We start from the raw sequence: 21,586 nt of genomic DNA, 5'->3' as shown, positions 1-21,586 counted from the left end.
TAACATTGAATAAAATAAACATTGCTATACTGAAAAATAAGAAGGCTATACGTGGTGGTGGAATAATTGAAAGTATTAATGCACCTTGTGGAGAATATGATGGTACCGAAAATGGATGCTGGACAAATGCTGGATTGTGCGACGAGGTAACTAAATATTGTTAAATTTTAATCGATAAACGCGCAGACTATATTAGGCTGTGCGTTTTCATCATAGTAGCATTGTTATACGATTTTTTCCATTTTGTAATCTCTAACAAAATGTCCATTTGGGAATGAATTTACCATAGATTCTGTAATCTTAAATCCAAATTTTTGATAGATATTAATAGTATCTTGATTTTGTTGATTAACAATAAGTTCAATTTTTTTAAATCTATTTTCGATGGTATATTGTTGAACAAATTCTAATGCCACTTTTCCGATCTTTTTACCTCGAAAAGATTTACGAATATAGAGTTTACTTAGAATCAATTTTTCTTTATTTTTTTGAATACCCAGGTATCCTACGTGAAGCTTGTTGAAATTAAGGAGAAAATATCTGAAATCTTCATTTTTAATTTGATTTTTGATAACAGACGCAGATTGAAATTTCTTTAAAAAATATTCAGTATGAGCACTAGGTATTATGGGATCATAAACTTCATGTAAAATTTCAAATGCCAATTTTTCTATTGTTTCAAATTCTAACGTGTTATTTACCTTTTGTATTTGGATCATTGATACTGTTTTAATACTGCCTTTTTATCCTACATGATATCTATGTGAAATAAAAATTTCTAAGTTTTTAATCTCTTTAAGGTGGTTGTTGTTTTTCTCCTTAATAGTCTGGAGTTTTATTTTTGTGCGTTAATCAATTTTATGACCTCGTCTGCTACAAATTTTCCACTATTGGCAAAAGAGGCTGTTATCAATCTATTTATAGAATCTACTACTTCATAATTTATTCTTTTTTGATGATCATATACTTTTAAATTGGCACCTCTTTTTAGCAGTTCCATTTCCATGTCATAAGGTAATAATTTTCCAAAATCAGATTGTTCCATTATGTTTTTTTCATTCCAGGTTGGAAAACATGTCATTGTTTTATTTTTTACCAAATACTTTCCAGATTTTAGTTTCACATCGATTAGTGTTGCTGTGCCATGACCAATTGTGCCAATAACACCTCCTGATTCATAAACTTTTGATATAATATTGAGAATGTTCTTATCCTTGTGAGTATCCCAAAACTGGCCATATCCGCCAGGAATAATAATAGCTGAATAATCTTCAAAATCAATTTCGGTAGGTTTTAAACTATTTTCTGTTTTACTTTTAAATGCTGCACTTTGGATAACAGATTTTACTATACTAGAAGTATCTGCGTTATGATAAATCGGGATTTTTCCTCCTTTGGGAGATACAATATCAACATCCAAACTTTCTTTTAAGAACTGATAAAAGGGAACCGCTAATTCAATTAGATAAGTTCCATTTGGTTCATTTTTAATTTGATCAATGTTAGTTGTAATGAAAAGAATTTTATTTCTTTTATTGTTCTTAGTACAGGAAATCGATAAAAAAAGGAGTATCAGGAGTCCAAAAAGTTTATTCATACTTCTGTTTTTGTAAAGATGGTTGATGCCAAGGTTAAGACATAATTGTTTCTATTTACATGTTTGGACTATTCTTATTGTACCAAAGTAGTGATTACCTGTGTTTCGCTATGCAAGGTTCTGTGCACGGGGCATTTATCAGCAATTTGTAGAATTCTGGCAATTTGCTTTTCGTCTAGATTACCTTCGAGTTTAATCTCTCGCTCGAATGTGTCAATTTTTGCTGTGGGATCTTCACAATTTTCGCAATCTACCGCGTGAATCTTACCATAGCTGGTATGCACTTCTATATTTTGTAGATCCCAGCCTTTACGAGCGACATACATTTTTATGGTCATAGCCGTACATGCCGATAATCCAGCAGATACAAATTCATAAGGTGAAGGACCAAAATCATTACCACCTACACTTTCAGGTTCGTCGGCAACCATATAATGATTTCCTACTTTCATTTGTGTGGTGTACCCCTCACCACCATGCAAACTGGCAACTACATGATGCTTACTACTTATTTTAGGCTCTTCGGGAAGATCTACATACCGGGATGACCAACCCGCAATTACTTTTCCGGCATAGATAGAGTCACCTTTTTGCATCAATAAATGATCGGCACCATCTAGAGTTACAAAACTTTTAGGGTGTCTGGCCGCCACATAGATTTCTTCAGCATTTTTAATTGCGACTGTAGTATCTTGTGGCGAATGCATCACAAGTAGTGCTTTGTTAAGGTTTTGAGCAACTTCCGGCAATGATTTGGTTTCCAGATCATCCAAAAATTGCTTTTTGATAGTGAAATCTCTGCCACTTAGATTTACAACAGCCTTCCCATTGGTTTCAATTTCTTCAATACCACTTTTTAGTAGATGTTTTACATGTTTGGGATTAGAAGGAGCTCCAATTGTCGCTACTGCCTTAATCGAATCAATTTGTGCAGCAGCAAAGATTGCCGCTGCTCCACCTAGGGAATGTCCAACCAAAAGGGTAGGGGCTCGATATTCTTTTTTTAAGAAATCTGCTGCAACCACCAGATCTTCAACATTACCAGAAAAATTGGTGTCTGCAAAATCACCTTCGCTTTCTCCTAATCCGGTAAAATCAAATCGCAATACGGCAAATCCTTGAGAGGTGAGTCCGCGACTTATGTTTCTTACAGCGCCTAGATTTTTATTACATGTGAAGCAATGCGCAAATAGCACGAAGTTATGTGGATGTTGATCTGCGGGAAGTTCTAATCGCCCAGAGAGCGTTTGACCTTCGGTATTAGTAAAAGTAACTTTGGATAAACTCATTATAGAATTATTTATTTTTAAAAGTCGGTCGAAATTATTTATGCTTCCTTAAAGATAAATTTTTCAAACCAAAGTTACCTAATCCATATGCTAACTATTTCAAAATAGAATTGTTTTCTTTTTGTCAATGCTGATCTATTAAAATTGGATTGCCATCGGGATCGGTTACCATAAAAGAAGCTGGCCCTTCTTTTTGATCCATCGCATTGGACATTACGATGGCGATCCCTTCTTTTTTAACTATATCATGAATACTTCGGGAATTTTCGGGGCTAAAAGTTAGTGTATTGGTAGGGAACATTCCTTGAAACAAACCTATTTTGGAATTTCCGTTCTTAAGAATCGCCCATTTTTGATCCAGATTACCATCGATCATGGTAAAGCCAAGTTTTTCATAAAAACCTTTTGAAGTTGTGATGTCTTTTACTGCAAGTGAGAGTGAAAAAGTACCTAGGTCCATATCTTTTTTGTTTTTAGTGATATACCAAATGTAGGATCTTCTTTTTTTCCAATTACCGTTTTCTGAAATGTCAAAAGATGAGGTTGTTAATTTGCCATTTTTCAATGTAGAACGATGCCCATGTTTTGTTTTACTTCCATTAGGGCTTACGAATTTTTGAATCATCTCGGTTTGATAATTTTCTTTGTTGACGATTGGACCGATACCAATGGTTCCATCTGTGCCATATTGGGCTACTATTCCTTTATTTGTGTCAAAATCCCAGTACTGCCTAAACTCCCAAAATACACCTTGCTTCTTTCCGTTGATAATACCGTAGAGTTTACCTGTGATACTTTGTTTACCAATACTCCATTGCCAATCCATGCCGTATTGGTCAAAAGGCTCATTTTCATTTTTGTACACAGCGTTATCAGTAATCCAAGTACCGATTGATTGCTCCATGTTTTGAAGAAACCAATCCGGAATCTTTTGTTGGGCTGAAGAGATATTTAAGATTATTACTGATGCTAAAATGATTATACTTGTTCTCATTTTTACTTATTTATAAGGTTGTTTTTTAGTTTTCTGCCAATCTTTGCCAATTATCTAGCAGGTATTCGGTGTCCTCTTTAGCTTGTTTCATTCCCATAGACAAGAAGTAACCACTTAGAAAAGGGCTTTTAAACTCATAGACAAAGTCCATAAAAATTCTAGATTGTATGGGACTTACAGTTTCGACTTTCCAGGTGCCAGATAGTGATTTAAGAGGAAAAGGATAATCTTCTCTTTGAGTATTTACTTCAAATTTATACTCTTCTCCAGGAGTCCAAATGGTACAAGTTTCTTCCCAGCTCCTTCCATCGGGTGCACTACATATGCGTTTCATCCCTAAGCCTTGCCCAGAAATGATTTCTACATGATGAATATTAGGCGCTGTCACTTTATGATAGTTACCTACATCGGATATTACATCCCAGACTTTTTCTTTGGGAGCATGAATGATTCGCTCTGCAATAAAGTGTTGTTCTCCTTTAGCCTTGGGATATTGTACAAATCCATACACCAGTATTATTACAATGTCTAGCACCAAAAATAGTGCGATTCCTTTTAAAATTTTACGTATCATAACTGTTCGTTTTTGTGCTATAAAAGTACCCAACAAACTACTTGAATGAAACCAAAATTGAGGGCTCTCAATTAATTGAAACTCATTTCTAGTACTATCATCATGAGTTGGTTTTTTCATTTAATTAAGTAGCACTATTTTTATCCTATGAACAGTATTGAGTCTTTTGCTTTTATTATTACATTTTTACTTGGTGGGGTAATCCTTATAGGGTGTTTCATTATTTTGGTTGTTTTAAAAAGTACTTCGTTAAAACAATCTCGTTATTTTTTGGCATTGGCCATTTTTGGCTTAATACAGCATTTGTTTACGTATTTGTTATTTACAACGCAACTCATCAAACAGTGGCCGCACCTGTTGGGAATAGGTTTTCCACTATTGTTTGTGGTTGGTCCCTGTTTTTATTTTTTTGTAAAGAGTTATGGGGACTCTTCATTTAAATTGAAAAAGTTTGATTTACTTCATACAGTGCCATTTTTGGTGATGTTGGTGCTTTTTATACCCAGATATTTGGGAAGTATTGAAGAAAAACAAGCAGTAATTCAATATTACTATGATATTTTGCCTAATGGACCAGTTGCATTTTCAGATTGGCTGCAAGCTAGTTTGCATCTCGTTCTTTTGTTGGTATATGCTATTGCAGCAATATTTGTTGTGTATAAACGAGATAATAAAAATAATGCGTCGCTAAAACGTTTTGGTGCACTTTTGATGTCATTGGCAATAATAGAACTTGTTCTACAAACGGGATTTATACTTACAGGAGCATCAGCAATTACTACAGAGATTATTCTGTCGGGTTTTATGTCGATTACAATATTGTTATTAGGGTATTGGATTGTAGACATTAAGCAAGTGCTACCTGTTTTAGAAGGTAAAAAGTATAAAACGTCTCCCTTGTCTGAAACTCGATCAATGGAAATTCAACAACAAATACAATCCTTTTTTGATAAGGATCAAAAGTTTCTGAATCCTAACCTAAAGATTATTGATTTATCCAGGACCATTGATGTTCCATCACATCACATTTCACAGGTGCTGAATGAAAACATGAATTCTAGTTTTTATGAAATTCTTAATCAGTATCGCATAGAAAAAGCTAAAGAAATGCTACAATCTGGGGCTTTGCAAAAACTATCCATACAGGCAATAGGTGAAGAGTGCGGATTTAGTAGTAAAACCAGTTTTTATCGTGCTTTTAAGAAAGTAACGTCTATGACACCTACGCAGTATATCGAAACATTATCTTGATCTACTTCTGATTCTATAAGTTTTAATGTTCAAACGTTAGAAAAATAAAGAAAAATAATCATCATTTCTCTGTAGTTAATATATTCATTAGAGTTACCTTATACGATTGACCAATAGATAGTTTTGTAGTGTTTATGATTACAGATGTAGTATCAAATGAAGTAATATGATCCAGATTTACAATTGTCGATTTATGTATTTGTACAAACCTATCTCCTAATATTTCTAAGGCTTCTTTGGTGCTTTGTCTAGCCAGAATAGTTTTATTTGAAGTGTAATACGTAATATAATTTCCGTCTTTTTGTAAATACAAAATATCACTCGGATTGATCTTATACTGTTGATGGCCACTTTTAATAAATATCGTATCCTTTGGGTTTTTTGATTTTTTTTCAGTGTTATCGATTCCCTTTAATTTAAGTACTGCTTTAAGAAATCGATCAAATGCTATAGGTTTTAACAAGTAGTCTGTTACTTTATATTCATAACTTTCTACAGCATATTCAGAGTAGGCCGTTGTGAGAATAATCTCTGGTGGATTTTTCAAGGTCTTTAGTAAGGACATTCCTGAAAGTTGAGGCATGTTAATGTCCAAAAAAATAAGATCAACAGTATATTCTTCAAGGTATACCAGGGCTTCAATAGGGTTCCGAAAGCTGTTAGAACATGATATAAAAGGAACCTTATCTATGTATCCTTGTAGCAGCTCAATGGCTTTTGGTTCATCATCTATAATTACTGCCTTAATCATTATACAAGATCAATATTTAATTTGACAAAGAAGGTATGTTCATCTTGGATAATATCCAAATTATGGGTGTTAGGATATATCAAATTCAGCCGCTTTTTTACATTTTCTAGCCCTATTCCCGAGTACTTCTTATCAAACTCTGTTCTTTTTGAATGATGTTTCGAATTTTTCACCTCAAAATGTAAGGTGTTATCTAGCACCTTTAATTGAATATTCACAAAAGACTCAGATTGAATATCGATACCATGTTTAAAGGCATTTTCAACAAATGGAACCAGAAGGGTAGGAGCAATATTGGGATTAAAATTATTGGTGATTACATCAAAATTAATCGTTAACGGATCAGTTTCGGTATACCTTAATTGTTGCAAACTGATAAAATTTTGAATAAACTCAATTTCCTTAGAAAGAAGAATCTTTTCAGCTTGTGTGTCGTATATCATAAATCGCAAAAGATCAGATAGCTGTGTAATTCCAGATGAGGTTTCGGGAGTGTCAGAACGTTCAGAGATCGCCAACAAATTGTTTAATGCATTAAACATAAAATGTGGGTTTATCTGAGATTGCATGAGTTTTAATTCTGCTTTGATTTTTTCTTTTTCAAGTGTTTCTTGGTGGGATTCCATTTTCAATTGATGTCTTATAATTCCATAGACTACAGCAATAGCCATAAAAAATAGATTATAAAACAGAAAAAACCGTATCATCATTGAATGCAATACATATCGTTGAAAGGAAACAATTATCAACTCAAGACTTATTAAAAAGACTACACCAAGAAATAGATATAAGACATAGAGAAGATATTTTTTCGTAGCATAAAACTTGGAAGTAAGGTAAAAGGCCGTTAAATAAAATATTGGAATAATGGCGATCATTCCGATAAAGTTTTGCAGAGCAAAAGGTCCCATCTCTATGGTTTCTTGAATGATTTTTCCATTCTCATCTTCAATAACATTTTCAATTATTCCAGTTTGGGTGGTCTTTAACAGTATTATTATAGAGGCTACCCAAAAGATGATGTTAAGAAGAATCTCTACAGACTTTTGTAACGAAGTTTTTTTTAGATTCATAGTTCAAATGTATCTAATTATCTATGATTCATAATATCAAAAGTGATCTAATTTGAGTTTTTGTGATGAATATTAGTATTATGTTATAAATTAGATTCATAACAATTTGGAAACAGCTAATCACTTTGTTTACAGATACATAACTTTTTCTTTTATGCCAAGAGAAATCATCTTAGTATTGAGGTATAAAACGAAAAAATATGAGAAATTTTATAAAAATACTAAGTATTGTATGTTTGCTAGCTTCATGTAAACAAACATCTGTCAAAGCCCAGAGCGGCAGCGAAAACTCAAATGTCAGTGAAAAACTGAACACCTATCTAAATCGGTTAGAAAAAAATGGTTTTTCAGGAAGTATTTTGGTCGCTCAAAAAGGAAAAATACTATTAGAAAAAGGGTATGGTTATGCCAATCGTGATGAAAATGTATCATGTACGCCTTCGACAGTGTTTGACATTGGATCCATAACAAAACAATTCACGGGAGCGGCTATTTTAAAATTAGAAATGCAAGGGAAATTATCTGTACAAGATAAAGTGTCTTCTTATTTTTCAGATCTGCCAAAAGATAAAAGCGATATTACATTGCATCAGTTGCTGACTCATTCCTCAGGATTGCCACCTGGAATAGGAGACGATTATACAGAAATTAGTACTCAGAAATTTGTGAATGAAGCTTTTGGTAAAAAACTATTATTTAAACCAGGAAGTGCTTATGAGTATTCTAATGTAGGGTATAGTATCTTAGGAATTATTATTGAGAAGGTTTCGGGCGTTTCTTATGAAGAGTATCTGGCTAAAAACCTTTGGACCCCAGCGAGAATGAAACAAACTGGCTATAAAAAACCTGAGTTTAGAGAAATTGCTGTTGGATATAAGAATAACAAAAAATGGGGGAGACCAACCGAAAAAGAATGGTCTGATAATGGTCCATATTGGCACCTTAAAGCTAATGGGGGTGTACTCTCGACCGTGCAAGATATGTACAAATGGCATTTAGCATTGCTGAATAACGAAATATTAGATTCAAAAGCGAAAGCAAAATATTTTACAAAACATATTGAAGAAGGAGAAGGAGCCAATTCGTATTATGGATATGGTTGGGCAATTTTTCCGACGCCACGAAATACAGAACTTATTGCTCATAATGGCGGAAACGGTATCTTTTTTGCTGATATGTGGCGATATCTTGAAGAAGATATTACAATCATTATAATGACCAATGCAGTAAATCGAAAAGTAGAAAGAATTGCTTCAAACGTTGCGGGAATTTTATTGAAGCCCGGTTTTGATCCTAATGTTACCAAAGACCTGGGTAATAAGGAAATTGAAGAGGAACTAGTAGACCAACTTATAGAAAAATTTATGGCTTCTATTGCAAGCAGTGATAAGAAGGTATGGAAAACTTTTATTGAAACACATACGGCATCTCATTTCATGAATTCTTTCCCGATGGAACAGCATTTAAACTACTTTAAAGAATTTCATGATAACCTTGGTGGAGGCGAAGTGGTGCAAATTAAGTTACAAGAAAATGAAGTCGTTTTTCATGTAAAAATTAATGATGAAATAAGCGTTGTCAATTTTGGAATCGCGATGGACGCAAAAGACAAGTTCAAAATTGAAGGAATACAAATGTAAATTAATTGTTTCCGTATAAAATTACAGGTTTGAGATATTCGAGACTCAAACCTGTAATTTTCAAATTCAGTTTAATTTTTTCTGAATTGATTACATTTTCAAAATAGAATTTGTTGTTATAATCGTTGCAAATTCATCTTTTAGGCTTGCAATAGCAGTATCATGAATAAGTTGTGCACTATAGTTTTGTCCTTTGGTTCCTATTTTGTTAAAGGTGGCCACTGCATCTTCTACCAAATAAGTAGTAAACCCTAGGTTTCCTGCCATTCTGGTAGTTGTTGAGATACAATGATCTGTAGTTAGGCCAACAATAACTAGTGTATTAATACTTTTGTCTTGTAATTGCTCCTTAAGATTGGTTCCTATAAAAGCACTGTTGACATCTTTTTCAATTATGGGTTCATTATTTAGAGGAATATTAAAATCCATAAAGTCATTACCCGGTTTGCCTTTGGTCAAAGGAGAATTAGGATTTGTAGAGCAATGTTTAATATGGAAAACAGGTAGATTATTCGTTCTCCATAATTTAAGAAGTGCCTCCATATTCATTTCTGCACTTGGATTATTACGCTCCCCTCCCCAATACTCAATATCTTCAAAACCTTTTTGGATATCGATAAGAAGTAAAGCCGGATTATCTTCTTTGGAAATTGTCATAATATTATGGTTTACTTTTTCTAAAGTCGGTATTGTAGATTACTCCTAACTGTAAACGATCAAAATTGATTCCCGTAAAATGATTTTTAAGATATCCCAATTGAACGTTGAAATTTTTCTGTACATTATAACCTACAGCGCCATACAAACGATTTTGCCCAAATATTGGTTCCTGTAAATTGATAAATACTTCGTCATAAGCATTTAAGAACCATTTTTCATTAATAGGGTAAGTAAGTTGTAATCGATAACGAGCTCTATGTTCTGTAAAATCGTCTATTTGAGTGTTTATAAACCTTTGTTCCAGCCGGTATCTATGTTCAAACTTAAATTTACCTACCACATTTTTGAGAATAAATTGTTGAAAAATCCTGTGTTCATTAGAGTTTTCCTCATCGGGAATATCTTCAAAAGTTCCATCCGTATTGATGTAGCCATAACCTAGTATAGCAATGGCATTGTCATTAATATGGTAGTTTAACCCTGTTCTTAATAGTAGTTGGTTGAAGGTAGAAGTTACTTCGTAAAAACGAAATTGTGCTTCGGTATGTATACTTAATTTATCACTCACCTTGTTAGTTCCAAAATACATATACCAAGCGCCCCATTCATCCTCTCCGGTTTCCTGGGCGCTGGTAGTTGTATTTAGAAATAAAAAGAGTATTAACGAAAAAAATACATGTTTCATCTATCTATTTCAATGCTATTATTTATGATTCTTTATCTATTTTGGTAGAATTGGTTTCGCCGTCATTTATTACTTCAGCATTAGTACCTTTGAGGTATTTATCTAAGAATTTTAAAATTCTTCCATAGGCTTCAATCTGATTTTCTTTTTTAACAAATCCATGGCCTTCATCTTCAAATAAAACATATTCAACAGGAACCCCATTTTTTCTAACTCCTTCAACAATTTCATCCGATTCTACCTTAAGAACTCTTGGATCTTTTGCTCCTTGAAGTACTATAAGAGGTTTTGTAACTTTTTCAGTGTGAAATAACGGGGAAATTTTACGTAAACGAATGGAGTCAGCAGTATTTGGATCTCCCATTTCGGTATATAATGCTTCCTTAAAAGATTCCCACCACGGCGGAATATTTTTTAGTGTTCTTAACCAGTTGGTTACTCCAAATATATTGACACCTACTTTAAACTCTTCGGGAGTGTAGGTTAGTGCCGCCATAGTCATGTAACCGCCATATGAACCACCAATTATTCCTATTTTTGAAGGATCAACAATATCTTGTTGCGCCAACCAATCTTTTCCTGCAACACAATCTTTTAGGTCTTTATCCCCATGATTTTGATCATCCATCTTATAAAACGTCTTTCCATAACCACTACTTCCTCTATTATTTACGGCAAGAACAGCATATCCATGATTTACAAGGTATTGGATTATAGAATTAAACCCTAGTCGAGATTGTCCTCCAGGCCCCCCATGCACCCATACCAAAGCTGGGACCTTATCGCTAGCTGATGCTTGTTTTGGTTTATAATAGATCGCAGGAATTTCTAATCCATCAAAAGACTTATATCTTATTACTTCAGAAGTTACTAAGTGATCCGGATCAATATCTTTATTCAATACATCTGTTAATTTATAATATTTTTTAGTAGAAAGATCATAGGCATAAGAATTAGTAGGGGTATTGGATCCTCCTACTCTCAAAAGCACCATTGTTTCATCTCTAGAGAAACCTGCACTTAATATTTGTTGATTATCTATAGAAGGGAATTCTATTATATTTCCTGTGGCAACCTCGGTAACGGTCATTACCGTCTTTGCATCTTCATTTGTAAACATTACCTGATATTTACCATTTCTAGTAAAATAAAAGGCAGAAATATCCCATTTTTTTTCAATTACCTTTTCTTTGGTTCCATCTTGAAGATTGTAGCGCATTAGATATGCATATTCAGAATTATCATCTGTAGTATAATAGAAATATTTACCATCTGGAGAAAAATCCCGGGCAGAGTTACCGCTTACATTATCATTTATTTTGATTTTTTCTTTTGTCTTCGTATTAAGAATGTATAAATCAGAGTCATTTGTGTTTATTGACTTTCGTAATGCTACATACTTTCTGTCATCAGACATTCCTGTAAAGTCTAATCCTTCTTTGTTTTCATAAATGATTTTAGATTCAAAATTGTTGGAGATGTCCATTTCATAATGATCCATGAACTTCGGGTTACGCTCATTACTTCCATAAAAGAAACTTTTCCCGTCTTTGGCCCAACCTCTAAACAAGGCTCTAACATTTTTTTCTGGTGTAAGTCTTTTAATGCCTGAGCTATCTTTTACAAAAATTTTAAAAATCTCATCCCCATTACCATCCATTCTAAAAAGGATTCGGTCGTCTTCCGGAAAATATGAGATTCCAAATACAGAAGAACTGTCGGATTTGGTCACAGGTATTAGTTCACCGCCTTCGGCTGGTGTTGTATACATGTTATAGATTCCTGATCTATTACTAGTCATTAAAACTGTAGATTTATCTGGGGAAAATCCATTAGAGAATGCATTTTCATTATCCATGAACTGCTCGATAGTGTATTTTTCTACTTTAATCGTTTGGGCAGTTTCATCTTTTTTTTCTTGTTTACATGAGTAAACAAGAAGAATGGTTAAAAATAATAATGCGAGTTTTTTCATAAGTACTTATGTATTTGTTAATCTAAACTAAAGTTTTGTGTTTTTTTAAATGGAGAAACTTCAAGTTTTTCAATTTCTTCTCGGTATGGTTTCCAGCTATCATTAAAGAATGAATTCGTTTTTTGTAAAGCTTTTTGAAGGTCATCTTTTGCTTGTTTGATAAGTATGTTCTCTGTAGTTGTTAGTCCATTTTGTCTACTACCTACATACCAATCTGCTGTGCGTAAACGCTGCATGAAAGTCACCTCTGGATTGCGAGTAATTCCTTGTCGTTTATCTTCTTTACCAATATATAGAGCAATCACGCTATCAATTTTTTTGGTAATATTTTTTGACAACTTGATTTGATCCTTGTATTTCTTTTTGTCTAATTCTTTGAGTTCTTTTTGATATTTGGAGGCAATCTCTTTACTTTCGACCAGTTGTTTTACTGCATCGGCAGCTGTTTGTTGCATTTTTTCTAAATCTTTGGAAGCCGCATAGATTTCGTCAATATTTTTTTGAGATACCTTTAACCTAGGATCAGATTTTACTTCGATCGTTGTCTCTGAAGTTTGATCTCCATAGGTCATGATTAATTTGTACTTGCCCGGTTTTACTGAGACTCCACTTGGCTCTTTCTTTTGTTTTTGGATTTTTCGAGCAGGGCGATCTACGCCTTTTTCATCCATAAACCATTTTGTTTTATGAAAACCGGTAGAATCTGGAGTTTTTCGTTTTAAGGTTCTAATTAGACGATCTCCGTCATAGATTTTCAGATGAACAGAATCCCATTTCACTTTTGCTTCTTCTTTTTCGTCATTTTCTACTTCGTCTTCGCTCTCATCTTTATCGCCCTTTTCGGTTTCTTCTTTTTTCTTTTCATCTACTTTCAGATAATAAGAGATTAGAGCCCCGTAATCGCGATTCTCTCCATTATAAAGTGCATCACCTCCAAAGCGAGTTCCGGTTGGTTGTTGATATGCTGATTGATATGCCGTAGGAGGTTCAAAAAGTTGTAATTTCTGATTTAGAATTGTATTGTCTTTTGCTAGCGCCCTAAGAGGTCTGATATCATCTAATACCCAGGCCGCTCTACCAAAAGTCCCTATTACCAAATCATGCTCTCTAGGTTGAATTACCAAGTCTTTTACAGATACGGTAGGGAATCCCTTTGTCCATTTTGTCCATGTATTCCCTGCATTAATAGAAATATATAACCCATCATCTGTACCCAGGAATAAGAGGTTTTTTTCAATTGGATCCTCAACAATACTGAGTGTATAACTTTTTACATCATTTAGGTCCACAATACGTTTCCAGGTTTTACCATAATCTGTTGTTCTGAAAGCATATGGCGTATAATTAAATCTCCTATAATCATTTGCAACCAGTAATGCTTCACCTTTTCTTTTATTAGAAGCCTTTATCTGAACGATCCAGCTTCCTTGTGGTAGTCCTTTTATGTTTTTGGAAATATCAGTCCAATTGGCACCTCCATTTTGTGTAATATGCACACGTCCATCATCGGTCCCTACCCACAACATGTTTTGTTCTAATGGAGAAGGTTCGATAACCAATACGGTACAATGATTTTCAGCTCCGGTAGCATCCATTGTTAGTCCGCCGCTTTCATCTTGTTTCTGTTTTTCAGGATCATTTGTTGTTAAATCAGGAGAAATAATCTCCCAAGTAAGGCCTTTGTCGGTGCTTTTATGAATAAATTGACTTCCAAAGTAAATAGTATTATTATCGTATGGGTCAATGTTAATGGCTGCGTTCCAATTAAAGCGAAGCTTTATTTTTGGATCCGGATGAGTAGGACGCACGGTATAATTGTTTCCGGTCATCCAATCATATCGACTCACATACCCCTGCTGGCTCATAGACCAACCAAAACGTGAATCATCCTTATCTGGTACAACATCAAAACCATCACCAAAAGAAATCTCTTGCCAGTAAGAATTTCTTATTCCCTGGTCTTTCCATACATAGGCTGGCCCTCTCCAACTTCCATTATCTTGCATTCCACCATACACGTTGTAAGGAAATTCGTTATCTACATTAATATGATAGAACTGGGCAACAGGAAGATTACCTATAAAACGCCAGGTTTTTCCTCCATCTCGGGTAATATTTAAACCTCCGTCATTACCATCGATCATATAATTACCGTTGTTTGGATGTATCCACCAGGCATGATGATCTGGATGTACACCATTATCAACGCCATAAGCTGGCATCAATTGAGAAAAGTTTTTACCACCATCTTCAGAAACATTAACGTAAGTAAAAACAGAATATACTCTATTTTCATTTTGTGGATCCACGAATATATCAGAATAGTAAAAAGGACGATTTCCAATATCATTCTTGTCGTTTACTTTATCCCATTTGAAACCACCATCTGTTGATTTGTAAAGGGCATTCTTTTTAGATTCTATTAGCGCATAAATGATATTCGGTTTATTGGCTGCAATGGCCAAACCAATTCTACCAAGTTCTCCTTTTGGTAACCCTTCTTTTTCTGTACGTTTTTCCCATGTTTTTCCACCATCATGTGTGATGTGTAAGCCAGATCCTTTCCCTCCAGAATTAAAAAACCATGGATCACGCTTATGTTCCCACATGGCTGCAATTAATTTATTTGGATTTGTTGGGTCCATAATTAGATCGGCTGCACCAGTTTTGTTATTTGCAAATAGGATTTTTTTCCATGTAACTCCTCCATCGGTAGTTTTAAAAACTCCTCTTTCGGGATGTTCTCCCCAGGGAGAACCAATTGCCGCTACATAAACGGTATTTGAATCGGTAGGATCAATTATTACTCTATGAATGTGCCTGGTTTTTTCAAGTCCCATACTTTTCCAGCTTTTACCCCCGTCTAGTGACTTAAAAATCCCATAACCTCCGTTAAGGCTATTCCTGGGATTTCCTTCTCCGGTACCCACCCATATTACAGAAGGGTTGGATTGTTGTATGGCAACTGCACCAATAGAAGCTGTAACTTGCTTATCAAAAATGGGTTCCCATTTTATACCTCCAGAGGTAGATTTCCATAGTCCACCAGATGCTGTTCCTGCATATATAATACTGGGGTTTGAAGTAACTACATCGATAGCCGTTACTCGACCACTCATACCACCAGGACCAATGTTTCTAGGTGTTAGATCTTTAATGAGATCCATAGAGAATTCTTGACCCAATACCGTAGAGGTAATTAATAATACAATAATTGATAGTACCTTTTTCATTTTATGTAAGTGAGTTAATTATAGTTGTATTTGCTGTTCGAGCTGTGTAAAAAAGTGCGTTTTTGGATATCTTCTTTTTAATTCAGAAAGTTCATTATTTTTAATTCTTGGAGAAATATGGGTAGCAATAACTTGTTTGGGATTAATATATTTTTTGATGAGTTCTGAGGCATTTTCTTGAATAAGCATCCAATAGGGTAGAATTGCTATATCAATTTCCTCTTTTGATAATTTTAATTGATCAAACAAATCTATTTCTTCCAACCAATTAGTATCACCAACATGCAAGATCTTAGTGTTGTTTATGTTTACAATGTATCCCACATTCTCTACGGTGACATGTCTTTTTCCAGCATGATTTATTTTTATTCCTGTTATTTCTATACTTCCTAATTCAAATTTTTGTTTTGTATAATCTTCAGTTTGGATGGAATACACTTGATTGTTAGATGCTTCTATTTTCTTTGTAATTTGGTTTGCACCAAACAAAACCGATTTTTTGTTTGAATTAAGATAACTTTCAGATAATTTCTTGCTATAATGGTCGCCGTGGTAATGGGTAAATAAAATAGCATTGGGTCTTAACTGAGAAGTGATTTTATGTACTAATTCTTCTGTAGGGAATAAATAATCATCTCCATATTGTGTATGAAGGCCATCAATTAGAACCGAAGATTGAGGGCCAGAAATATATACACCCATATTTCCTGTATATGTAATCGAAATATTTTCTTGAGTTCTGGTAAAAAAACTTAGGAAAGAGATGGTTATTAGAAAAAGTAATTTTGGCACTTTTTGTTTGATTGATAGTGAAACGTCTAAAGTAAATAAAATGAAAATGCCAAAGTCTTAAAGGCGTGTTAAGGTGAAAATCTTGTAATTTTGAATAAAACATAGATCATGATAAAGTTTGTTGAGCTAACTCTTAAAAATCATACCATTGTACATGGTTTTGATGCTCGAAATAAAGAGGTAACAGAAGATGTTGAGGTTGCAGAGGCCTCAAAAAAACTAGTAGCGATAGATAGAATCTTATCGGTAAGTGAGAAGTATATTCTTGTCAAATATGCCTATGACAGAATCATTTATTGGGAATATGAAGAGGATTATGCCCAGGTAAAGATGATGCTTTCTGTCTAAGATAAGTTTCAAAATATAAATTGTTTTTAACAGGACCCTGGTATCATAATTTTGATATTATCACCAGTTCTTGCCGATATAAGTTTAAAGTCTTTATCAACTTTAATGATTATTTTTTTTCCGGTATGAAGATTTACCATCTTCCATCTAAAACCATATGATGTTTCAAAAATTGCCGATCTTGCCATTTTGCGTAGATCAATTTCATCAATCTGTTCTACAATTTCATTAACCAAAAGATCGATTCCACGTTGCTTAACTTCTTCTGGTGAAAGTTTACGATCACTTTGATTTTGAACTTTGTCTAGAGGTATAGTTGAAAAATTTTCCGAAGAAAAACTTGAGAATAGTAAAAAGGTGGAAAACAATAGTAGGGGTAGTATGTAATTTTTCATAATATGGGGTTTTAGCAAATCACATATTATGATATTCACATATTATGTGATCATTTTGGGGTTTTGTTTGTTGTCATAATGTATTTGTAAAGCGTTTTGACAATGGTCTCAACTAAGGGTAATATAAAGTTAACGCTTAAATAGGCCTTATTATGATATTGTTTTGTTAAAAATGATAAGGATTCTCTTAAAAAGCTGTGTTTTTGGATGTAGAATACTTCGTTTTAAGAGTGAAATCTGAATTTTAGAAGAAGCATTAGTTTTTACGTTGCTTTTCCAAATCATATATTTTTCTTCCTAGTTCTGCCAAAAACGGAATGCCGATTTCATCATATTCATAAGTATCGTCATTATATATTTTATTGTTATTAACATGTATCGTGGCAGATAACATAAATTCTATTTCATTTTTTGAATCTTTTACGTAAGCGCAGTCTGTAAGATATCCGTAAGCATACCCAACTTTATTATAAATTTTAATATGTTCGGGGATGCTTTTCTTGGTATCTCCATAAATAAAAAATTTAACATAACTATCATAGTACTTTTTCTTATTGTACCCTTTTTCATGGGGTAAAGCACTCATAGCGTTAAGAACATAATCACGATCCTCTGGTTTCAAAATAAAGCGTTGAAAATCCTCAAATGATTCTGGAAATTGAATACGTTTCATTATCCCATGTAGTGATCGTAAGGGTAGGTAATTTTTCTCAGAAAAATCTTTAGGTTGGGGTATCAAAGAATCGTTATAAACATGTCCTTTACCCTTTAGTTGTTTTTTTAATGATAATTTAGGTAATTGTTGATTTTCTACACTTTTCTGTTGGTATAATGGTAGACTATCTTCGATATGTTTTTTGAAGGTAATTGACTGAGTTTTTAAATTATGAGAATGAAATGCAGATAATCGATGAGAAATTCTTCCAACAAGCTTTTTTGATTTTAGTCTTTTGTTGATTTCATCCTGGCCAAGAAATTCGAACAACCTATTATAAGCCTTGTTACTGCTTACAGCAAAAATTTTAATAATTTCTTTCTCAATTGTTGTATGCAAGGTATCACTTTGTGTAATGAAAATCGTATTTCGGTCAATATTAATTCCCTGTTCGTGTAACTCATTAACCTTTTCCAATGCCATTAAAGCAATCGGTAATTTTACAGAACTAGCAGGATAAAAATAAACGCTGTCATTAACATTGAATTCGAAATCTGTAAATTTTATTTTGCCATTATCATCTCGATCTATTTGGGTATAGATAATTTGTACCTCATGTTTCTTGAGGTTTTTCATTACACGTTCTATGGCAAACGAATTTGAGTTAAGGATTTCATCCAAGGGGGATTCCTTCGAACAAGCAACAAGGGCAACGATTAACAAGGCTAATAAAATTCTCATTTACGATGGGTACATAATTTAATCTTGGTATAACTTTTTATCGGCGTCATAGTACTTTTCATCTTCTATCTAAAAAGGTTTTTCATAATTAAGATACTGTAAGCGATTGAATTTTTAGAGAGTGTTATTATGTGTTTTGGGTATTCATTGTTTTCAAAGATAAGAATTGTGGGTTATATTAATCAACATGTTTTTTTGAAGTAAAATTCTGTAAAACAAATGTTAATTCTTGTTGCTTAACCTTTGTTTAGGTGCTTATCTTATTTAAAATGTACTAACTTTATCTTATGAAAGAGAAAAAGAAAATGTTCAAAAAAGGCTTTGCTTTTAAACCTTATGAAATAAAAGAACAGTCCCCGTTCGAAAAGCTTTTTGATATTTTTCAAGAAATTATAACTCATACTTCGGGTGATTTGGATGAAGCGCTTGATTGGATGAGGGAGCTTGATAAAGAATATCAGTTAACCGATGAAGAGTATACTCTTGATGATTTTGTTGAAGATCTAAAAAAGAAAGGTTACATACGTGAAGAGATAAAACCTGATGGAAAAGGAGGAATGTCCATTACAGCAAAAACTGAGCAAGCGATTCGAAAAAGAGCACTTGATCAGATTTTTGGAAAGTTGAAGCGTAGCGGAGCCGGTAATCATAGAACAAATTATACAGGTAGAGGAGATGAGCATGCGGGAGAGTTTAGAAACTATCAATATGGAGATTCTTTAGAACGAATATCCATTACCGAGAGCCTTAAAAATGCACAAATTAATCATGGTATAGGAGATCTTCATCTTACCGAAGATGACTTGGTGGTAGAAGAAACGCAATATAAGGCTCAGATGAGCACGGTTTTGATGATTGATATTAGCCATAGCATGATTTTATATGGTGAAGACAGAATTACCCCAGCCAAAAAAGTAGCAATGGCCCTAGCAGAGCTTATTACTACTCGATATCCAAAGGATACACTAGATATATTGGTTTTTGGGAATGATGCCTGGCCCATCGCAATAAAGGATTTACCATATTTACAAGTCGGGCCTTATCATACAAATACTATTGCGGGTTTACAATTAGGAATGGATATGTTACGAAGAAAACGTAATACCAATAAGCAAATTTTTATGATTACCGATGGTAAACCAAGTTGTATGCGTATGCCCGATGGTCAATATTATAAAAATAGCAATGGTCTGGACAGACATATTGTAAACAGGTGTTATATGATGGCGCAACAGGCAAGAAAATTACATATTCCTATAACCACATTTATGATTGCCCAGGACCCCTATCTAATGCAATTCGTAAGGGAGTTCACCTATGCAAACCAGGGAAAAGCTTTTTATACAGGCTTAAAAGGATTAGGAGAAATGATTTTCGAAGATTATGAAACCAACCGAAAAAAAAGAATTAGAGGATAACTCGATTAAGAATTAATTGTTTTGTGAAAAGAAGAAATATGAAATTATCAGAAATAAAAACATTTGGAGAGTTAAAAAAAATAGGATATAAAAGTAAATCGATTAAGGATGAGTTAAGAGATAACTTAAGAGATAGAATAAAAAATAATGAGGAAACATTTGTGGGAATACACGGATATGAAAATACCGTAATTCCAGAATTAGAGAGAGCTATATTATCTAGGCATAATATTAATTTATTGGGATTAAGAGGACAGGCAAAGACTCGTTTGGCTAGACAGATGATAAATTTGTTGGATGAATGGATTCCTATTATAGAAGGATCTGAAATTAATGACGATCCCTTTAATCCTATTTCGAGATATGCTACAACCATACTTAATGAAAAGGGAGATAACACTCCTATAGCATGGTTACATAGATCAGAACGTTTTGCAGAGAAATTGGCCACTCCCGATGTTACTGTTGCCGATATAATTGGAGATGTGGATCCTATTAAAGCGGCAAACTTAAAATTGAGTTATGCCGATGATCGTGTAATTCATTTTGGGATGATCCCAAGAGCAAATCGTAGTATTTTTGTAATAAATGAATTACCCGATTTGCAAGCACGTATCCAGGTAGCACTATTTAATATTTTACAAGAAGGAGACATTCAAATTAGAGGGTTTAAGTTAAGACTTCCTTTGGATATTCAATTTGTTTTTACCGCAAACCCTGAAGATTATACAAATCGTGGTAGTATCGTAACACCTCTTAAAGACAGAATAGGCTCTCAAATTCTTACTCATTATCCCGAAAACATTGAAATCGCAAAAACGATTACTCAACAAGAAGCTAAATTAGATTCTAGACAAAGTGATTTGGTATATGTTCCCGAAATTGCAAAAGATCTTTTAGAGCAAATTAGTTTTCAGGCGCGACAAAGTGAGTTTATAGATCATAAAAGTGGTATTAGTGCCCGAATGAGTATTACAGCTTATGAAAACCTACTCAGCACCGCAGAGCATAGAGCTTTGCGATCGGGTGACGATAAAACACTATTACGATTGAGTGACTTTATTGGAGTAATTCCTGCCATAACAGGAAAGGTAGAATTGGTTTATGAAGGTGAACAAGAGGGAGCATCATCGGTAGCACATTCATTAATTGCAGCGTCGGTAAAATCATTATTTCCAGAGTATTTTCCTGCTATCGAAAAACTAGAGAAAGAAGATTATGAAAGTCCTTATCAAGATCTTATAAGTTGGTTTTTTGAAGAAAGTGGATTTGAATTGCTGGACGATATACCCGAAAAGGAGTATATATCAAAGCTTGACTCTGTAGGACCTATAAACAATCTTATAAAACAATATCAACCTGATATTGGTCAAAATGATAGCTATTTTATGAAAGAATTCCTGTTGTGGGGATTGGTAGAGTATAAAAAACTTAGTAAACATAGGCTTTCTGAAGGTTTTCATTTCAAAGATCTTTACGGAAGTTATATTAGTGGATTGTAGATTTCTTGTCAAG

Annotated in this window: 20 protein-coding genes; 6 read left to right on the top strand and 14 right to left on the bottom strand. The window is 33.7% G+C overall.

The genetic code is table 11. The features are described 5' to 3' along the window. The first annotated feature begins 5 nt into the window (after positions 1-5). Positions 6-164, top strand: a complete 159-nt coding sequence (locus U6A24_RS12155) for a hypothetical protein (RefSeq protein ID WP_324180245.1) — start codon at positions 6-8, stop codon at positions 162-164. Between the two features lie 60 nt (positions 165-224). On the opposite strand, the gene U6A24_RS12150 is transcribed toward U6A24_RS12155, so the two are convergent. The 5 genes from U6A24_RS12150 to U6A24_RS12130 form a co-directional block, all read right to left on the bottom strand. Next, entirely contained in the window at positions 225-719 is a 495-nt protein-coding gene (locus tag U6A24_RS12150) for a GNAT family N-acetyltransferase (protein ID WP_324180244.1), read from the bottom strand. A 116-nt stretch (positions 720-835) separates the two neighbouring features. Then, positions 836-1,597 carry a type 1 glutamine amidotransferase domain-containing protein gene (locus tag U6A24_RS12145; protein ID WP_324180243.1) on the bottom strand — a complete coding sequence of 254 codons (762 nt, stop codon included), beginning with the start codon at positions 1,595-1,597 and terminating at the stop codon, positions 836-838. A gap of 74 nt (positions 1,598-1,671) precedes the next feature. Beyond that, positions 1,672-2,886 (bottom strand): bifunctional alpha/beta hydrolase/OsmC family protein, encoded by a 1,215-nt coding sequence (locus U6A24_RS12140; protein WP_324180242.1) that lies wholly within the window; start codon positions 2,884-2,886, stop codon positions 1,672-1,674. A 124-nt stretch (positions 2,887-3,010) separates the two neighbouring features. After that, the gene (locus tag U6A24_RS12135; RefSeq protein ID WP_324180241.1) at positions 3,011-3,880 is read right to left on the bottom strand and encodes a VOC family protein; all 870 of its coding nucleotides are present in this window, start codon (positions 3,878-3,880) and stop codon (positions 3,011-3,013) included. Positions 3,881-3,905: 25 nt separating this feature from the next. After that, the gene (locus U6A24_RS12130; protein WP_324180240.1) at positions 3,906-4,454 is read right to left on the bottom strand and encodes a type II toxin-antitoxin system RatA family toxin; all 549 of its coding nucleotides are present in this window, start codon (positions 4,452-4,454) and stop codon (positions 3,906-3,908) included. Between the two features lie 147 nt (positions 4,455-4,601). Here U6A24_RS12130 and U6A24_RS12125 point away from each other — a divergent pair, with 147 nt between their 5' ends. Then, a complete protein-coding gene (locus U6A24_RS12125) occupies positions 4,602-5,705 on the top strand; it encodes a helix-turn-helix domain-containing protein (protein WP_324180239.1) in 1,104 nt (367 codons plus the stop codon). A 61-nt stretch (positions 5,706-5,766) separates the two neighbouring features. Here the strand turns inward: U6A24_RS12125 and U6A24_RS12120 are convergent, their stop codons facing one another. Further along, complete coding sequence (locus U6A24_RS12120; protein ID WP_324180238.1) at positions 5,767-6,456, bottom strand: LytR/AlgR family response regulator transcription factor; 690 nt, start codon at positions 6,454-6,456, stop codon at positions 5,767-5,769. Next, positions 6,456-7,529, bottom strand: coding sequence for a sensor histidine kinase (locus tag U6A24_RS12115; protein ID WP_324180237.1), 1,074 nt, complete (start codon positions 7,527-7,529; stop codon positions 6,456-6,458). Before U6A24_RS12115 ends, U6A24_RS12120 begins: the two co-directional genes overlap by 1 nt. A gap of 200 nt (positions 7,530-7,729) precedes the next feature. Here U6A24_RS12115 and U6A24_RS12110 point away from each other — a divergent pair, with 200 nt between their 5' ends. After that, positions 7,730-9,169 carry a serine hydrolase domain-containing protein gene (locus tag U6A24_RS12110; RefSeq protein WP_324180236.1) on the top strand — a complete coding sequence of 480 codons (1,440 nt, stop codon included), beginning with the start codon at positions 7,730-7,732 and terminating at the stop codon, positions 9,167-9,169. A gap of 90 nt (positions 9,170-9,259) precedes the next feature. On the opposite strand, the gene U6A24_RS12105 is transcribed toward U6A24_RS12110, so the two are convergent. Genes U6A24_RS12105 through U6A24_RS12085 form a run of 5 tightly spaced genes read right to left on the bottom strand, consistent with a single transcriptional unit; the run spans position 9,260 to position 16,514 of the window. Then, positions 9,260-9,826, bottom strand: a complete 567-nt coding sequence (locus U6A24_RS12105) for a cysteine hydrolase family protein (RefSeq protein WP_324180235.1) — start codon at positions 9,824-9,826, stop codon at positions 9,260-9,262. A 4-nt stretch (positions 9,827-9,830) separates the two neighbouring features. Continuing rightward, positions 9,831-10,514, bottom strand: a complete 684-nt coding sequence (locus U6A24_RS12100) for a DUF2490 domain-containing protein (RefSeq protein WP_324180234.1) — start codon at positions 10,512-10,514, stop codon at positions 9,831-9,833. Positions 10,515-10,536: 22 nt separating this feature from the next. Continuing rightward, on the bottom strand, positions 10,537-12,489 hold the full coding sequence (locus U6A24_RS12095) for a S9 family peptidase (RefSeq protein WP_324180233.1): 1,953 nt from the start codon (positions 12,487-12,489) through the stop codon (positions 10,537-10,539). A gap of 17 nt (positions 12,490-12,506) precedes the next feature. Further along, positions 12,507-15,722: a VPS10 domain-containing protein gene (locus tag U6A24_RS12090; RefSeq protein WP_324180232.1), complete on the bottom strand. Its 3,216-nt coding sequence runs from the start codon at positions 15,720-15,722 to the stop codon at positions 12,507-12,509. Between the two features lie 18 nt (positions 15,723-15,740). Continuing rightward, the gene (locus U6A24_RS12085) at positions 15,741-16,514 is read right to left on the bottom strand and encodes an MBL fold metallo-hydrolase (RefSeq protein WP_324180231.1); all 774 of its coding nucleotides are present in this window, start codon (positions 16,512-16,514) and stop codon (positions 15,741-15,743) included. Positions 16,515-16,622: 108 nt separating this feature from the next. On the opposite strand from U6A24_RS12085, the gene U6A24_RS12080 reads away from it, so the two are divergent. Further along, a complete protein-coding gene (locus U6A24_RS12080; RefSeq protein ID WP_324180230.1) occupies positions 16,623-16,862 on the top strand; it encodes a hypothetical protein in 240 nt (79 codons plus the stop codon). Between the two features lie 26 nt (positions 16,863-16,888). Here the strand turns inward: U6A24_RS12080 and U6A24_RS12075 are convergent, their stop codons facing one another. Next, positions 16,889-17,257, bottom strand: a complete 369-nt coding sequence (locus U6A24_RS12075) for a hypothetical protein (RefSeq protein ID WP_324180229.1) — start codon at positions 17,255-17,257, stop codon at positions 16,889-16,891. Between the two features lie 256 nt (positions 17,258-17,513). Continuing rightward, positions 17,514-18,653: a serine hydrolase gene (locus U6A24_RS12070; protein ID WP_324180228.1), complete on the bottom strand. Its 1,140-nt coding sequence runs from the start codon at positions 18,651-18,653 to the stop codon at positions 17,514-17,516. Positions 18,654-18,940: 287 nt separating this feature from the next. Here U6A24_RS12070 and U6A24_RS12065 point away from each other — a divergent pair, with 287 nt between their 5' ends. Together U6A24_RS12065 and U6A24_RS12060 are read left to right on the top strand one after the other, a co-directional pair. After that, complete coding sequence (locus U6A24_RS12065) at positions 18,941-20,071, top strand: vWA domain-containing protein (protein ID WP_324180227.1); 1,131 nt, start codon at positions 18,941-18,943, stop codon at positions 20,069-20,071. Between the two features lie 38 nt (positions 20,072-20,109). Next, positions 20,110-21,573, top strand: a complete 1,464-nt coding sequence (locus tag U6A24_RS12060) for a magnesium chelatase (RefSeq protein WP_324180226.1) — start codon at positions 20,110-20,112, stop codon at positions 21,571-21,573. Positions 21,574-21,586 lie beyond the last annotated feature (13 nt).

The organism is Aquimarina gracilis, from assembly GCF_035285365.1.
GTDB classification, from domain to species: Bacteria; Bacteroidota; Bacteroidia; order Flavobacteriales; family Flavobacteriaceae; genus Aquimarina; species Aquimarina gracilis.
Note: the sequence above shows the minus strand (reverse complement) of the source record. Positions and strands in the feature narration are given on the sequence as shown.

Excerpts from the sequence above, each read along its gene's own strand:
- U6A24_RS12150 (WP_324180244.1), bottom strand. The coding sequence starts at position 719 with ATGATCCAAATACAAAAGGTAAATAACACGTTAGAATTTGAAACAATA.
- U6A24_RS12145 (WP_324180243.1), bottom strand. The coding sequence starts at position 1,597 with ATGAATAAACTTTTTGGACTCCTGATACTCCTTTTTTTATCGATTTCC.
- U6A24_RS12140 (WP_324180242.1), bottom strand. The coding sequence starts at position 2,886 with ATGAGTTTATCCAAAGTTACTTTTACTAATACCGAAGGTCAAACGCTC.
- U6A24_RS12135 (WP_324180241.1), bottom strand. The coding sequence starts at position 3,880 with ATGAGAACAAGTATAATCATTTTAGCATCAGTAATAATCTTAAATATC.
- U6A24_RS12130 (WP_324180240.1), bottom strand. The coding sequence starts at position 4,454 with ATGATACGTAAAATTTTAAAAGGAATCGCACTATTTTTGGTGCTAGAC.
- U6A24_RS12125 (WP_324180239.1), top strand. The coding sequence starts at position 4,602 with ATGAACAGTATTGAGTCTTTTGCTTTTATTATTACATTTTTACTTGGT.
- U6A24_RS12120 (WP_324180238.1), bottom strand. The coding sequence starts at position 6,456 with ATGATTAAGGCAGTAATTATAGATGATGAACCAAAAGCCATTGAGCTG.
- U6A24_RS12115 (WP_324180237.1), bottom strand. The coding sequence starts at position 7,529 with ATGAATCTAAAAAAAACTTCGTTACAAAAGTCTGTAGAGATTCTTCTT.
- U6A24_RS12110 (WP_324180236.1), top strand. The coding sequence starts at position 7,730 with ATGAGAAATTTTATAAAAATACTAAGTATTGTATGTTTGCTAGCTTCA.
- U6A24_RS12105 (WP_324180235.1), bottom strand. The coding sequence starts at position 9,826 with ATGACAATTTCCAAAGAAGATAATCCGGCTTTACTTCTTATCGATATC.
- U6A24_RS12100 (WP_324180234.1), bottom strand. The coding sequence starts at position 10,514 with ATGAAACATGTATTTTTTTCGTTAATACTCTTTTTATTTCTAAATACA.
- U6A24_RS12095 (WP_324180233.1), bottom strand. The coding sequence starts at position 12,489 with ATGAAAAAACTCGCATTATTATTTTTAACCATTCTTCTTGTTTACTCA.
- U6A24_RS12090 (WP_324180232.1), bottom strand. The coding sequence starts at position 15,722 with ATGAAAAAGGTACTATCAATTATTGTATTATTAATTACCTCTACGGTA.
- U6A24_RS12080 (WP_324180230.1), top strand. The coding sequence starts at position 16,623 with ATGATAAAGTTTGTTGAGCTAACTCTTAAAAATCATACCATTGTACAT.
- U6A24_RS12075 (WP_324180229.1), bottom strand. The coding sequence starts at position 17,257 with ATGAAAAATTACATACTACCCCTACTATTGTTTTCCACCTTTTTACTA.
- U6A24_RS12070 (WP_324180228.1), bottom strand. The coding sequence starts at position 18,653 with ATGAGAATTTTATTAGCCTTGTTAATCGTTGCCCTTGTTGCTTGTTCG.
- U6A24_RS12065 (WP_324180227.1), top strand. The coding sequence starts at position 18,941 with ATGAAAGAGAAAAAGAAAATGTTCAAAAAAGGCTTTGCTTTTAAACCT.
- U6A24_RS12060 (WP_324180226.1), top strand. The coding sequence starts at position 20,110 with ATGAAATTATCAGAAATAAAAACATTTGGAGAGTTAAAAAAAATAGGA.